The following is a 13,529-nucleotide window of genomic DNA, read 5'->3' as shown; positions in this document are numbered from 1 at the left end:
CTGCTCCCCGCCGACATCCTACCAACTATTGAGTGGACTATAAGATTTGACCCAAGACTTTTCTGGGCTTGGCCTCAGTAGCAAGGTGACGGATGCCGTTGCCGCCGCGGGGTACACTAAGCCCACCGACATTCAGGCCCAGGCCATACCCCACGTTCTTCAAAAGAAGGACCTGATCGGTATTGCGCAGACAGGAACCGGCAAGACCGCTTCCTTTGTGCTGCCTATGCTCACGCTGCTCGAAAGCGGCCGCGCCCGTGCGCGCATGCCGCGTACCCTCATCCTTGAGCCCACGCGCGAACTGGCGGCCCAGGTGCATGAGAACTTCGAGAAGTACGGCAAGAACCATCGGCTCTCCGTAGCGCTGCTTATCGGCGGCGTGTCGTTCGAAGAACAGAACAAGAAGCTCGACCGCGGCGCCGATGTACTCATCGCCACGCCCGGCCGCCTGCTCGACCAGTTCGATCGCGGCCGCGTGCTGCTGACGGGCGTGGACATCCTCGTCATCGACGAGGCCGACCGCATGCTCGATATGGGCTTCATCCCCGATATCGAGCGCATCATCTCGCTGCTGCCGCCGCGCCGCCAGACCCTGTTCTTCTCGGCGACCATGCCGCCGGAAATCCAGAAGCTGACTGCGCGCTTCCTGCGCGACCCGGTGAAGGTTGAAGTGGCCCGCCAGAATTCGACGGCCGAGACTATCGACCAGCGACTGGTGAAGACCGGCAACAAGCCGGAGGACAAGCGCGAGACGCTGCGCCAGCAGCTGCGCGCCGCCGAGAACCTCACCAACGCCATCATCTTTTCGAACCGCAAGCGCGACGTGGCGACCCTCGCCCGCTCGCTGCAACGCCACGGCTTCTCGGTCGGCGCCCTGCATGGGGACATGGACCAGAAGAGCCGCATGGAAACGCTCGAGCAGTTCAAGAACAACAAGCTCACCCTGCTGGTGGCTTCGGATGTCGCCGCGCGCGGCCTCGATATTCCGGCGGTGAGCCACGTCTTCAACTTCGACGCACCGACCCACGCCGAAGACTATGTGCACCGCATCGGCCGTACCGGCCGTGCCGGCCGCTCGGGTGTGGCCGTGACGCTGGTGGCGCCTTCGGACGCCAAGCATATCGACGCGATCACCAAGCTCATCCAGCGCGAGATCCCCTACGTCGACGGCAAGCCTGCCGCCGCCGCACGGGATAACTCCGCCCAGGACGAGGCCAAGCCTGCAAGGCCGAGCCGCTCGCGTTCCCGCAGGGGCAGCGCACCGGCGGAAGACGTCAAGATCAGCAAGCCCGAAAAAGAAGAAGCTGCGCCAAGCAGCCCGCGCAAGTCGAAGGCACCACGCCCCGACAAAGTTACGGGCGTCGACGCGAATTCTCCGTTCGGGACAGAGGGGCCGGTACCGGCATTCCTTCTGCGCTCTACGGGCCGCTGATCAGTACTACACCGCATATTTCTGTGGCGCTCTTCTTAAGCGCAAAAGAGAACTATTTATTCTATGTAGTTTGGGGGGCGCTTTTACGCCCCCTTAAACGAATGGGTTGGACAATGGACGTGCTATGGGGAAGCGTCCAGAAGGGCGAGGGGCCGTGTCTGAACAGGAATTCAAGCGCGCGTTTGGCTACGCCAACACTGCACTCGACCTGCTCCACCGCGGGCGCATTCCGCCCTACCCTCAATTCTATGAACTCCTCTATACCTATGCGACCGGCGCCAACCCGCAGCTGAACGCGCGGATCAACGCCATCTTCCAGTCCGGCGCCACGCCCGATCACGACCTGGCCACCAAGCTCTACGACGAGTTCCTCAAGGCGCATGACGCGCATGAGCGGCTCAACAGCGTCTCCGAGCGCATGTCGCACCGCATCGAGGCCGTGCACGACGCGATCGACGCGGCACTGGGCAATGCCAATTCCTTCTCGGCGACCCTGCAATCGGTGACCGATGGCATCAGCGATGCCATCTCGCCGGAGGCGCTGCGCGAGATGGCGCGGCAGCTGCTGGCCGAGACGCAGCGGATGCAGGACACCAACCACAAGCTCGAGCAGAAGCTCGAAGCGGCCCGCGACGACCTGTCGGCTCTCCAGCGCGACCTCGATGAGGCGCGCAAGGAGTCCATGCTCGATCCCCTCACCAAGATCTTCAACCGCAAGTGCTTCGACGAGGGCCTGACAAAGGCCATGGCGGAAGCGGCGACCTATGGCGAGCCGCTCTCGCTGGTGATGATCGATATCGACCAGTTCAAGCAGTTCAACGACACCTACGGCCACCAGACCGGCGACCAGGTATTGCGGCTGGTTGCCATGACCTTGAAATCCAACATCAAGGGCAAAGACCTGGCGGCCCGCTACGGCGGCGAAGAGTTTGCGGCCATCCTGCCCTCGACCGACTATGCGGCGGCGCTGCACGTAGCCGAGAACGTCCGCAAGGCGCTGCAGGCCAAGGAGCTGCTCAAACGCTCCACCAACGAGAAGCTGGGACGGATCACCGCCTCGTTCGGCGTCGCCAGCTACCGCCCGGGCGACACACCCTCCTCGCTGCTCGAACGCGCCGACCGCTGCCTCTATGCGGCCAAGCATTCGGGCCGCAATTGCGTGGTGGGCGAGATCGGCCTCGCCGCGCCTGAGCACGCCGAAAAGCGCGATCCCCAGGAAGCCGCCTGACCGGCGTCGTGAAACATTTTTGTTTCACGCAGATTTAGCAGCGTTTTTTCGGTTGTTTTGTGGGAAGATGCCCCGCTAACACATTGATATTACAGATCATCATCTACTCTGGTCGCCGTCAAATCGTTAAATTTTGACTCAATTTCGGGTCATCTTTTGCGATCTTTCGCGGGTTTTGCGACGATTTGCGGTGATTTGAGCGATTGTTTTCGGGTGGCCTCCTACGGCTGAAGTGATGCGCTTTGCGAGCGCGGCTCTGGGAGTATGGGGCCGGCCGGAACTGAGGGGATAAGTTTCGAGGGCTCGCGCCTGCTGCCTCCCTACCCACCCGCAAACAAAAAGGTGCGCCGGGGCGCACCTCTGATTTCTCTTCGCGTTCGAGCCGACCTCAGGCGGGCTTCACGTCGACCTTCAGCGACCGCAGGGCGTCCCAATAGCCGGGATAGGTCTTGCCGACGCAATCCGGGTCCAGGATCGTGATGCCGTTGATCTTGAGGCCGGCCAGGGCGAAGCTCATGGCGATGCGGTGGTCGGCATAGGTTTCGATGTCGGCGGGCAGCGTCTGGCCGGCGAGTGACGGATCGGAGGCGACGATGAGGTCGTCTCCCTCTTCCGTGCCCAGGCCCGGGCGGATGCGCGAGAGTTCGGTGGCGACGGCGGAGATGCGGTCGCATTCCTTGACGCGCAGGTTCGAGATGCCGACGAAGCGGACGGGTGTCTTGTTGAAGGCCGCGAGCACGGCGAGCGTCGGCACGGCGTCCTGCATCTGCGAGCCGTCGATGACAGGCGGCAGGTTCGGGAACATCGAGATGTAGCGGGCAGCCTCGGCATCGGGCTGGGTGAAGGCCTCCATGGGCACGCCCAGATCGATATCGCCGCCGGTGAGCGCGCTGGCCGCCCAGAGATAGGTGGCGGCAGAGGCATCGGGCTCGATGGCGAAGTCCGTGGCGTGATAGCCGGTCGGCAGGACGAACCAGGTGGCCTCATCCTTCTGGTCGACTTCGGCACCAAAAGCCTTCATGGCGGCGACCGTGAGGTTCACATAGCCGCGGGCACCGATATCGGGGCCGGTGAGCGCGATCTCGATGGGGCCATCGCCGAGCGGCGCGGCCATCAGGAGCGCGGACACGTACTGGCTGGAAAGGCCGGCATCGATCTCCACCCTGCCCGACCCGAACGAGCCGCGGCCCTGGATGGTGACGGGCGGACAATCGGTGGGAGCATTGGCGACGATACCGAGCGAGCGCAGAGCCGCGACCAGCGGCGCGATGGGACGCTTGCGCATGTGCTCGTCGCCATCGACGATCACGGCGCCATCCACGGTAGCGGCTGCGGCGGTGAGGAAACGCACGGCGGTGCCGGCATTGCCGAGGAAGAGCGGCTTGCCCGGCGCCTTGAGGCGGCCGGAGCTGATGACCTCGAACGTGGTTTCGTTGGGCTCGTTGACTTCGACGCCCATCTGCCGGAGCGCGGCGGACATCAGAATCGTGTCCTTGCTCTTGAGCGCGCCGGTGAGGACACTGCGGCCCTTGGCGAGCGCCGCCAGCAGCAGAGCACGATTGGTGATGGACTTGGAGCCCGGCGGGGTGACGCGCCCGTAGAGCGGGCCCTGCGGCGGAACAATGGTCACCGCTCGCAAGCTGTTCGTCGTCAACGTCATTTCTCCCGATTTCCGTTTTGAAGAGCGCGCCGGACTATTGGCATATTTCGCGCAGGGCAGAAAGGGCTGAGGGGGGCTCAACTCTATGGACTTCCCGGCGAAAGGCCGGGGCCCAGCAACGAACCCGAAGCCAGTTGAGAAATCCATGGGCCCCGGCTTTCGCCGGGGAAGTTGGGGGGAATGGGCACGAATGTACCCAAAGCAGGCAACTTCAGACCAAATCAGACCTGAGCGCGGGCTTCGGCCAACGCCTTGAGGTCGGCGGGCTTGAGCTGGACGCTTTCGCCGCAGCCGCATTCGCCAGTCTTGTTGGGATTGTCGAACGTGAAGCCGGAGCTCATCTTGCTCTCCTTGTAGTCCATCACCGTTCCGAGGAGGAACAGGGTGGCCTTGGGCTCCACATACACATCCACGCCCTTTTCGGCGACGTGGTCGTCGCCGGGCACGGGTTCCTTGAGGTAATTCAGCGTATAGGCCATGCCCGCGCAGCCGGCGTTCTTGACGCCGACGCGCACGCCGATGACCGGCTCATCGCTGTCTTCCATGATTTCGCGGATGCGCTCAGCGGCGGCATCGCTCAGGCTCATGATCTTGAAGGGCATATCTCACCATCCATCGTTAGATGACGATATAGCATGTCGCGCCCGGTTTGCCTACCACCAGTTGAGCGCGACCTGGGCTTCCTCGCTCATGCGGTCGGGCGTCCACGGCGGATCGAAGACCATGTTGACGGTCACGTCCTGGATGCCCTCGACGGCGCTGGCGGCGTTCTGCACCCAGCCGGGCATCTCGCCAGCGACGGGGCAGCCCGGAGCGGTCAACGTCATGTCGATGGTGAGGTTCCGGTTGTCGTCGAGATCGACCTTGTAGACGAGGCCGAGCTCGTAGATGTCGACTGGGATTTCCGGATCGTAGACCGTCTTGAGCGCGCCGATGAGGTCGGCCGTGATGCGGGCGACTTCGTCTTCGGGCAGCGAATTGCTCGTGTGCACCGTCTCGATGCGCACCGGCGCATCGGGGGTAGCGGCCTCAACCTTGGTTTCTGCTTCTTCGGTCATATCCAGATCGCCTCAAGCGAAGAAAGTCCGCGCCTTCTCGATACCCTCGACAAGCGCATCAACATCATCCTTGCCGTTATATAGGCCGAAGGAGGCCCGGCATGTAGAGGTGACGCCGAAGCGATTGAGCAAGGGCATGGCGCAATGGGTGCCGGCCCGCACGGCAATGCCGTAGCGGTCGAGGATCGTCGCCACGTCATGGGCGTGGGCTCCGTCGATGGCGAACGAGAAGATGCCGCCCTTGCCCGGCGCCGTGCCGATGAGGCGCAGCGAGTTGATTCTCTGCAAACGCCCCTGCGCGTAAGCCGTTAGTTCTGCTTCATGTTCCGCGATGGCGTCACGGCCGAGCGCATCGACATAATCGATGGCTGCACCAAGGCCGATGGCCTGGACGATGGGCGGGGTGCCGGCCTCGAAACGATGCGGCGGCTCGTTATAGGTGATGCCGTCCACGGTCACGATGTCGATCATCTCGCCGCCGCCCTGATAGGGCTGCATGTTCTTGAGCAGGTCGAACTTGCCGTAAAGGATGCCGATGCCGGTGGGGCCGTAGAGCTTGTGGCCGGTGGCGACGTAGAAATCGACATCGAGGTCCTGCACGTCCACCTTGAGGTGAACGGCGCCCTGGCTGCCGTCGACGAGCACCGGAATGCCGCGTGCATGGGCGATCTCGATGACTTCCTTGATCGGCGTCACCGTGCCCAAGACGTTCGACATATGCGTCACCGCGACCATCCTGGTCTTGGGCGTCAGCGCCTTCTCAAAGGCATCGATATCGAAGCTGCCGTCGTCGCGAACGTCGACGAACTTGAGCACCGCGCCCTTGCGCTCCCGGTGGAAATGCCAGGGCACGATGTTGGAATGGTGCTCCATGATGGTGACGACGATCTCGTCACCTTCGGAAATACGCGGGCCGGCGAAGGAGGACGCAACGAGGTTGATCGCCTCGGTCGCCGACTTGGTGAAGATGATCTCTTCGATCCTTTTGGCGTTCAGCAGGCGCCGGGCAGCCTCGCGGCCGCCCTCATAGGCCTCGGTGGCCCGGTTCGCGAGCGTGTGCAGCCCGCGATGGACGTTGGCGTATTCGTGCCGATGGGCATAGTCCATCCGGTCCAGCACCTGCGCCGGCTTCTGCGCCGATGCACCGCTGTCCAGATAAACCAGCCTTTGCCCGTGGATCTTCTCCGAAAGGATCGGAAAATCCGCCCGGACCTTTGCGAGGTCGAAGGTCATTTGCCCAGCAGCCAGCTATCCACGATCGCCTTGAGCGACTCGTTGAGGGCCTCGTCCTCGATCGGGTCGAGCAGTTCCTCGAGGAAGCCACGGACCAGCATGGTCTCGGCCTCTTCCTTGGGAATGCCGCGGCTGACGAGATAGAACAGCCAGTCCTCATCGAGCTTCCCGCAGGTCGAACCATGGCCGCAGACCACGTCGTCGGCATAGATTTCGAGCTCGGGCTTGGAGAGGATCTCGGCTTCGTCCGAGAGCATCAGGCCCTGCATCATCATCTTGGAATCGGTCTTCTGGGAATCCCGCTCCACCACGATCTTGCCCTGGAACACCGCACGCGAACGCCCGCGGGCGATCTGCTTGTAGAGTTCCTTGCTGCCCGTATTGGGCACTTCGTGGTTGACGTTGAGCGTGATGTCGCCGTGCTGCCCGTCCTTGACGAGGTTGAGCCCGGTGAAATCGGCATAAGCCCCCTCGCCCGCAAAGCGCGAGAAGATCTGCGTGCGCTCGAGCGCGGCGCCGGCATGGATCACGAGCGAACGCAGCTTGGCGTTCTCGCCGATCTGATATTCGACCGTGGCGAAGTGGGTCGAGGCCTTGGCGGAGAGGTCCACAGTGATGTGGGTCACGTTGGCGTTCGCGCCGACATCGACATAGGTCGCGTGGTTGGCGAGGTGCGCTTCCTGGCTGCCCGAATAGGTCTCGATGATCGTCGCCGAGCCGTTGTCGGCCACGAAGATGCGAGCCGAACTCGACGCATGCGCGGCGGGTCCCTCGGTACGGCGGTCGATCTGGATGACCGGATCGACCGAGCCTTCGAGGTTGAGCACCAGGCTCTCCTTGGCGAAGGCGGTGTTGAACCGCACGATCACGTCGTCGCGGGTAGTGAGCACCGAGCCCTCGGCCTTGCCGACGATGACGCCGGCCGGAGCCGTGCCATGCGCCTGGACAGCGCCGTTGGCGATCATGAGCTGGAAGGCGCCGGGAACTTCGAGCGCCGGAGCGCTGGCGGAAGTCGCGGCCCCGGCCAGCGGCGGAACGCTGCGCAGCAGGGTCTTGAGGTCGGTATAGTGATAGGTCTCGACGCGGCGCGTCGGCAGGCCCGCACCGGCTAGGCGCTCGGCCTGGTCAGCGGCACCGGCAGCGTTGAGCTGCTCGATCAGCGTGTTTTCAGCCGGCCCGAGCCGGACGGGGAAAGCTATTGCCATCTGGTTCAAGCCGCCGCGTTTTCGTCGAAATCGGCATAGCCCTTGGCTTCGAGCTCAAGCGCCAGTTCCTTGCCGCCGCTCTCGACGATCCTGCCGTCCGAGAAGACGTGCACGACATCGGGAACGATGTGGTTGAGCAGGCGCTGGTAGTGCGTGATGACGAGCATGGAACGCTCGGGCGAACGCAGCGCGTTGACGCCTTCCGACACCACCTTGAGCGCATCGATATCGAGGCCGGAATCGGTCTCGTCGAGGATGCACATCTTGGGCTGGAGCAGCGCCATCTGCAGGATTTCGGCGCGCTTCTTCTCGCCCCCCGAGAAACCGACATTGAGCGCACGCTTGAGCATGTCGCTGTCGATATGGAGGCGGCTGCCGGCTTCCTTGACGGCCTTCATGAATTCGGGCGTCGTAAGCTCGCCCTCGCCGCGCGCCTTGCGCTGGGCGTTCATGGCGGCCTTGAGGAAAGTCATGGTGGCGACGCCGGGGATTTCGATCGGGTACTGGAAGGCGAGGAAAATACCGGCGGCGGCACGCTCGTCGGGTTCCATCTCGAGGATGTTCTCGCCATCGAGCAGGATTTCGCCGCTCGTGACTTCGTAGTCTTCCTTGCCGGCCAGCACGTAGGAAAGCGTGGACTTGCCCGAGCCGTTACGGCCCATGATGGCATGCACTTCGCCCTTGGGCAGCACCAGGTTCACGCCCTTGAGGATTTCGCGCTCTTCGATGCGAACATGCAGATCGCGGATTTCAAGCATCGGGGTGGTCATCTGTCTATTCTCCGAAATCTGTCTGTTAGCCCACGCTGCCTTCGAGGCTGATCGAGATGAGCTTTTGCGTCTCGACCATGAATTCCATCGGCAGGTGCTGAAGCACGTCGCGCACGAAGCCGTTGACGATCAGCGCCACCGCTTCCTCTTCCGAAAGCCCGCGCTGCAGGCAGTAGAACATCTGGTCGTCCGAGATTTTCGAGGTGGTTGCCTCGTGCTCGAAGACCGTGGAAGCGTTCTTGCTCTCGATATAGGGCACGGTATGCGCGCCGCACCGGTCACCGATCAGCAGGCTGTCGCACTGCGTGAAGTTGCGGGCGTTCTTGGCCTTGGCATGCGCCGAGACCTGGCCACGATAGGTGTTGTCCGAGAAGCCCGCCGCGATGCCCTTGGAAATGATCCGGCTCGTGGTGTTCTTGCCCAGGTGCAGCATCTTGGTGCCGCTGTCGACCTGCTGGTAGCCGTTCGAGATGGCGATCGAGTAGAACTCGCCGCTCGAACCGTCGCCGCGCAGGATGCAGCTCGGGTACTTCCAGGTGATGGCCGAGCCGGTCTCCACCTGCGTCCAGGAAATCTTGGAGCGGTCGCCACGGCAATCGCCGCGCTTGGTGACGAAGTTGTAGATGCCGCCCTTGCCGTCCTTGTCGCCAGGATACCAGTTCTGGACCGTCGAATACTTGATCTCGGCGTCGGCCTGAGCCACGAGTTCGACCACGGCGGCGTGCAGCTGGTTCTCGTCTCGCGACGGAGCCGTGCAGCCCTCGAGATAGCTCACATAGGAACCTTCATCGGCAATGATGAGCGTGCGCTCGAACTGGCCGGTATTCTTCTCGTTGATGCGGAAATAGGTCGACAGCTCCATCGGGCAGCGAACGCCCTTGGGGATGTAGACGAACGAACCGTCGGTGAAGACCGCCGAATTGAGCGTGGCATAGTAGTTGTCGGTCACCGGCACGACCGAACCCAGATATTGCTTCACGAGCTCGGGATATTCGCGGATGGCTTCCGAGATCGAGCAGAAGATGATGCCGTGCTTGGCCAGTTCCTCGCGGAACGTGGTGACGACGGACACGGAATCGAACACCGCGTCCACGGCCACGTTCGAGCCGAACGGGGTCTGGCCCGCGCCCTCGACGCCGGCCAGGATCGCCTGCTCCTTGAGCGGGATGCCGAGCTTTTCGTAGGTGCGGAGGAGTTCCGGGTCCACCTCGTCCAAGCTCTTGGGGCCCTTCGTGCCCTTGGGAGCAGCGTAGTAGTGGATCTCCTGGAAGTCGATCTTGGGATAGTGGACCTTGGCCCAGTTGGGCTCGGTCATGGTCAGCCAGCGACGATAGGCGTCGAGGCGCCATTCCAGCATCCATTCCGGCTCGTTCTTCTTGGCCGAGATGAGACGAACGATTTCCTCATTCAGCCCCTTCGGCGCCAGGTCGGATTCGATATCGGTCTCGAAGCCGTACTTGTACTTGTCCACGTCCAGGGCGAGCACCTTCTCCACGGTGTCGTGGTCGATGTTCTCCTTGAGCGTCGGAATATCGAACGCAGCCATTGTTCTTCTCCTACTCGACGGCCGTCAGGCCGCCTGTCCATGCCGGCGCCGGTGCCGGTCGAGGACCTGTTCAAACCCCTGAAGGAACGCCGAGACATCCTCTTCAGTCGAATTCCAGCCCAGGCTCACGCGCAGGGCGCAGTCTGCCAGTTCAGGCGCTACACCCATCGCGGCCAGGACATGACTGGGCCCTACCTTGCCCGACGAACAGGCCGACCCGGAGGAAACCGAAATTCCCATGAGATCGAGGCCCATCATCGCCACGGCATTCTTGAGGCCCGGCGCTGCGAAATCGACGACGTTACCCACTCGCTGAGCTTTTTCGCCGAATACCACCACAGCACCTTCCAGCTCACGCAGTCTATACATGAGTTGGAATGTCAGCTTTGCAACCCGCGCAGCATCGTAATGCTGCGGGAACGCCTCGGCGGCCGCGCCGAACCCGGCAACCAGGCTCGCCGATTCCGTGCCGCCACGCCGCCCCTGCTCCTGCCCGCCGCCGGGAATGAGCCGAACGGTGTCGGCATGGCTCTTGACCAGCAGTGCACCGATGCCGACCGGCCCGCCAATCTTGTGGGCGCTCAGCGCCATCATGTCGGCCGGGCGCGAGGCGAAATCGAGATCGAGCTTTCCGAGCGCCTGTACCGCATCAATGAAGAGATAATGCGGCGTCGGCCCGACAAGAGCCTCGATTCTGGCGAGTGGCTGGATGATTCCAGTCTCGTTGTTGACGGCATGGACGGCGACCAATGCGGTGCCATCCTGCTGCAGGGCTGCGGCGATCTCATCGGTGCGGATCACACCATCGGCGTCGAGGCCCACTATTGTGACCGGGAGTCCTGCCGCTTCGGCAGCCTTGGTGACGGCAGCGTGCTCGCCCGCGCTGATCACGATGCGGTCGACCTTGAGCGCCCTGGCGCCGCCGACGATGGCCTGGGTGATGGCCTCAGTCGCCGAACCAGTGAAAACCACCTGCTTGCGCTCGGCGCCGGCGAGTTTGGCTACCTGCCCGCGGCCGGTTTCGATCACCTCGCGCAGGGCACGGCCATGGCCGTGGACGGAGGACGGATTGCCCACCAGATCGAGCGCAGCAAGCATCGCCGCCCTCGCTTCCGGGAGAAGCGGAGCGGAGGCATTGTGGTCGAGGTAGATCGCCGATCGCGTCATCAAAGCCACATATGGCGCCTTGGCGCCCGCTCCAGTCCGAAACAAAACTTGAAATCGGACGCTCACTTTCACTACAAGGAGCGCTCGCATGCCCTATATGAAAGGGCGAAACCGAGTTTCGAACAATTCTAAACTGGTTTTTTCACGCATGTTTTAGGCAGCGCCATGCCATTCGTCAAGCGCGCAGCCGGACTGAGCGTGGAGAAGTCCGCACTAACATGAGCGCCAAAGCTCACGGGAAACGAACCACATGCCAGAAGTGATTTTCAACGGTCCGGAAGGGCGCATCGAAGGCCGTTACCAGCCGGGCAAGGAGCCCAATGCGCCTGTCGCCATCGTGCTGCATCCGCACCCCGAATTCGGGGGCACGATGAACAACCAGATCGTCTACAACCTCTTCTACATGTTCGCCCAGCGCGGTTTTTCCGTGCTGCGCTTCAACTCGCGCGGCGTCGGCCGCTCGCAGGGCGTATTCGATCACGGCATCGGCGAACTGTCGGACGCCGCAGCGGCGCTCGACTGGCTGCAGAGCCTCAACCGCGAAAGCCGCGGCTGCTGGATCGCCGGCTTCTCGTTCGGCGCCTGGATCGGCATGCAGCTGCTGATGCGCCGCCCGGAAGTGGAAGGCTTCATTTCCGTGGCCCCGCCGGAAAATCTCTACGACTTCTCGTTCCTCGCCCCCTGCCCGTCCTCGGGCCTCATCATCCATGGCGACAAGGACCGCGTGGCTCCGCCGCAATCGGTGCAGAAGCTGGTGGACAAGCTCAAGACGCAGAAGGGCATCACCATCGAGCAGCAGGTCGTGGAAGGCGCCAACCACTTCTTCGAAGGCAAGATCGATGAGCTCACCGAGCGCTCGGCCGAGTATCTCGACCGCCGTCGCGCCGAAATCGCCGCAGGCAAGGGTCGCTAAGACCCTTCCTCTCTCTACACACCTGAACCACCAGAGCCCGAACCATGGCCTTCAAGTCCGATTTCCTGAACGTCCTCGATGAGCGCGGATTCATCCACCAGATTTCCGATCCGGAAGGTCTGGATGCGCTCGCCGTCAAGGGGCCGATCACGGGCTATGTGGGCTATGACGCGACGGCGACGAGCTTGCACATCGGCAATCTCATCACCGCCACCATGCTCTACTGGATGCAGGCCACCGGCCACCGCCCCATCGCCCTGATGGGCGGCGGCACCTCGATGGTAGGCGATCCGTCCTTCCGCGACGACCAGCGCAAGCTGCTGACCATCGAGCAGATCGAAGAGAACATCGCCGGCATCAAGAAGATCTTCGCCAAAATCATGACGTTCGGCGACGGGCCCAACGACGCCATCATGGTCAACAACGCCGATTGGCTGCTGAAGCTCAACTATGTCGAGTTCCTGCGCGATGTCGGCCGGCACTTCTCGGTCAACCGCATGCTCAGCTTCGACAGCGTCAAGCTGCGCCTCGACCGCGAGCAGTCGTTGAGCTTCCTCGAGTTCAACTACATGATCATGCAGGGCTACGACTTCACCGAGCTCAACCGGCGCTATGGCACGGTGCTGCAGATGGGCGGCTCGGACCAGTGGGGCAACATCATCAACGGCGTTGACCTCAGCCACCGCATGGGCGGCCCGCAGCTCTACGCGCTGACCACCCCGCTGCTGACCAAGGCCTCGGGCGAAAAGATGGGCAAGTCCGCCTCGGGCGCCGTCTGGCTCAACCCCGAGAACTTCTCGCCCTACGACTTCTGGCAGTACTTCCGGAACACTGAAGACGCCGATGTCGGCCGCTTCCTCAAGATCTTCACCCGCCTGCCCCTGAGCGAGATCGCCAGGTTGGCTGCCCTGGGCGGCAACGAGATCAACGAGGCCAAGAAGGTGCTGGCGACGGAAACCACGGCCATCGTCCACGGTCGCGAGGCGGCCGACGAGGCCGCCGAGACGGCGCGTGCGACCTTCGAGGCCGGCGCCATCGACCTGTCGCTGCCGACGGCCGAGATTGCGCGTGGTGAACTCAATGCCGGGCTGGGTATCCAGGCGGCTCTCGTGCTGGCCGGGCTCGCTGCCTCGAACGGCGAAGCGCGTCGCCACATCACGTCGGGCGCCGTGCGCGTCAATGACGAGCTGGTCGAGGACGAGCGGGCGACGCTGGGCGAAAACAAGGTTCTCCCCGAAGGCGTCATCAAGCTTTCCGTCGGCAAGAAGCGCCATGCGCTGATCAAGCCGGCCTGATCGCGACCGACATGAATTGAAG

The 13,529-nt window shown here is 62.9% G+C and carries 12 protein-coding genes; 4 read left to right on the top strand and 8 right to left on the bottom strand.

The window, feature by feature from the left end:
• Positions 1–46: 46 nt before the first annotated feature.
• A complete protein-coding gene (locus tag JNE37_RS18360) occupies positions 47–1,432 on the top strand; it encodes a DEAD/DEAH box helicase (RefSeq protein WP_035031083.1) in 1,386 nt (461 codons plus the stop codon).
• Between the two features lie 154 nt (positions 1,433–1,586).
• Positions 1,587–2,660, top strand: coding sequence for a GGDEF domain-containing protein (locus tag JNE37_RS18355; RefSeq protein WP_035031080.1), 1,074 nt, complete (start codon positions 1,587–1,589; stop codon positions 2,658–2,660).
• Positions 2,661–3,048: 388 nt separating this feature from the next.
• On the opposite strand, the gene JNE37_RS18350 is transcribed toward JNE37_RS18355, so the two are convergent.
• The 8 genes from JNE37_RS18350 to JNE37_RS18315 all read right to left on the bottom strand — a co-directional run bounded on the left by JNE37_RS18350 (position 3,049) and on the right by JNE37_RS18315 (position 11,299).
• On the bottom strand, positions 3,049–4,320 hold the full coding sequence (locus tag JNE37_RS18350) for a 3-phosphoshikimate 1-carboxyvinyltransferase (protein WP_203064178.1): 1,272 nt from the start codon (positions 4,318–4,320) through the stop codon (positions 3,049–3,051).
• A 221-nt stretch (positions 4,321–4,541) separates the two neighbouring features.
• Positions 4,542–4,922: a HesB/IscA family protein gene (locus tag JNE37_RS18345; protein WP_035031077.1), complete on the bottom strand. Its 381-nt coding sequence runs from the start codon at positions 4,920–4,922 to the stop codon at positions 4,542–4,544.
• Between the two features lie 51 nt (positions 4,923–4,973).
• Positions 4,974–5,378: an SUF system Fe-S cluster assembly protein gene (locus tag JNE37_RS18340; RefSeq protein WP_035031074.1), complete on the bottom strand. Its 405-nt coding sequence runs from the start codon at positions 5,376–5,378 to the stop codon at positions 4,974–4,976.
• Positions 5,379–5,390: 12 nt separating this feature from the next.
• Positions 5,391–6,611: a cysteine desulfurase gene (locus JNE37_RS18335; RefSeq protein ID WP_203064177.1), complete on the bottom strand. Its 1,221-nt coding sequence runs from the start codon at positions 6,609–6,611 to the stop codon at positions 5,391–5,393.
• Positions 6,608–7,816 carry a Fe-S cluster assembly protein SufD gene (gene sufD, locus JNE37_RS18330; RefSeq protein WP_203064176.1) on the bottom strand — a complete coding sequence of 403 codons (1,209 nt, stop codon included), beginning with the start codon at positions 7,814–7,816 and terminating at the stop codon, positions 6,608–6,610. Before sufD ends, JNE37_RS18335 begins: the two co-directional genes overlap by 4 nt.
• 5 nt (positions 7,817–7,821) lie before the next feature.
• Complete coding sequence (sufC, locus tag JNE37_RS18325; protein ID WP_035031155.1) at positions 7,822–8,574, bottom strand: Fe-S cluster assembly ATPase SufC; 753 nt, start codon at positions 8,572–8,574, stop codon at positions 7,822–7,824.
• Between the two features lie 37 nt (positions 8,575–8,611).
• A complete protein-coding gene (gene sufB / locus JNE37_RS18320; protein ID WP_182400208.1) occupies positions 8,612–10,132 on the bottom strand; it encodes a Fe-S cluster assembly protein SufB in 1,521 nt (506 codons plus the stop codon).
• A 24-nt stretch (positions 10,133–10,156) separates the two neighbouring features.
• Positions 10,157–11,299 (bottom strand): cysteine desulfurase family protein, encoded by a 1,143-nt coding sequence (locus JNE37_RS18315; RefSeq protein WP_203064175.1) that lies wholly within the window; start codon positions 11,297–11,299, stop codon positions 10,157–10,159.
• Between the two features lie 250 nt (positions 11,300–11,549).
• On the opposite strand from JNE37_RS18315, the gene JNE37_RS18310 reads away from it, so the two are divergent.
• Together JNE37_RS18310 and tyrS are read left to right on the top strand one after the other, a co-directional pair.
• On the top strand, positions 11,550–12,212 hold the full coding sequence (locus JNE37_RS18310; RefSeq protein WP_035031063.1) for an alpha/beta hydrolase: 663 nt from the start codon (positions 11,550–11,552) through the stop codon (positions 12,210–12,212).
• A gap of 44 nt (positions 12,213–12,256) precedes the next feature.
• The gene (gene tyrS / locus JNE37_RS18305) at positions 12,257–13,507 is read left to right on the top strand and encodes a tyrosine--tRNA ligase (RefSeq protein ID WP_203064174.1); all 1,251 of its coding nucleotides are present in this window, start codon (positions 12,257–12,259) and stop codon (positions 13,505–13,507) included.
• Positions 13,508–13,529 lie beyond the last annotated feature (22 nt).

Origin of the sequence: Paradevosia shaoguanensis (genome assembly GCF_016801025.1) — a bacterium.
Lineage (GTDB): Bacteria > Pseudomonadota > Alphaproteobacteria > Rhizobiales > Devosiaceae > Paradevosia > Paradevosia shaoguanensis.
The sequence above is the reverse complement of the archived record's forward strand: the minus strand, read 5'-3'. Positions and strand labels throughout refer to the sequence as shown.

Bases quoted from the DNA above. Each gene is read 5' to 3' on its own strand.
- JNE37_RS18345 (WP_035031077.1), bottom strand. From the start codon at position 4,922: ATGCCCTTCAAGATCATGAGCCTGAGCGATGCCGCCGCTGAGCGCATC.
- JNE37_RS18310 (WP_035031063.1), top strand. From the start codon at position 11,550: ATGCCAGAAGTGATTTTCAACGGTCCGGAAGGGCGCATCGAAGGCCGT.
- sufC (WP_035031155.1), bottom strand. From the start codon at position 8,574: ATGCTTGAAATCCGCGATCTGCATGTTCGCATCGAAGAGCGCGAAATC.
- JNE37_RS18315 (WP_203064175.1), bottom strand. From the start codon at position 11,299: ATGACGCGATCGGCGATCTACCTCGACCACAATGCCTCCGCTCCGCTT.
- JNE37_RS18350 (WP_203064178.1), bottom strand. From the start codon at position 4,320: ATGACGTTGACGACGAACAGCTTGCGAGCGGTGACCATTGTTCCGCCG.
- JNE37_RS18340 (WP_035031074.1), bottom strand. From the start codon at position 5,378: ATGACCGAAGAAGCAGAAACCAAGGTTGAGGCCGCTACCCCCGATGCG.
- sufB (WP_182400208.1), bottom strand. From the start codon at position 10,132: ATGGCTGCGTTCGATATTCCGACGCTCAAGGAGAACATCGACCACGAC.
- tyrS (WP_203064174.1), top strand. From the start codon at position 12,257: ATGGCCTTCAAGTCCGATTTCCTGAACGTCCTCGATGAGCGCGGATTC.
- JNE37_RS18335 (WP_203064177.1), bottom strand. From the start codon at position 6,611: ATGACCTTCGACCTCGCAAAGGTCCGGGCGGATTTTCCGATCCTTTCG.
- sufD (WP_203064176.1), bottom strand. From the start codon at position 7,816: ATGGCAATAGCTTTCCCCGTCCGGCTCGGGCCGGCTGAAAACACGCTG.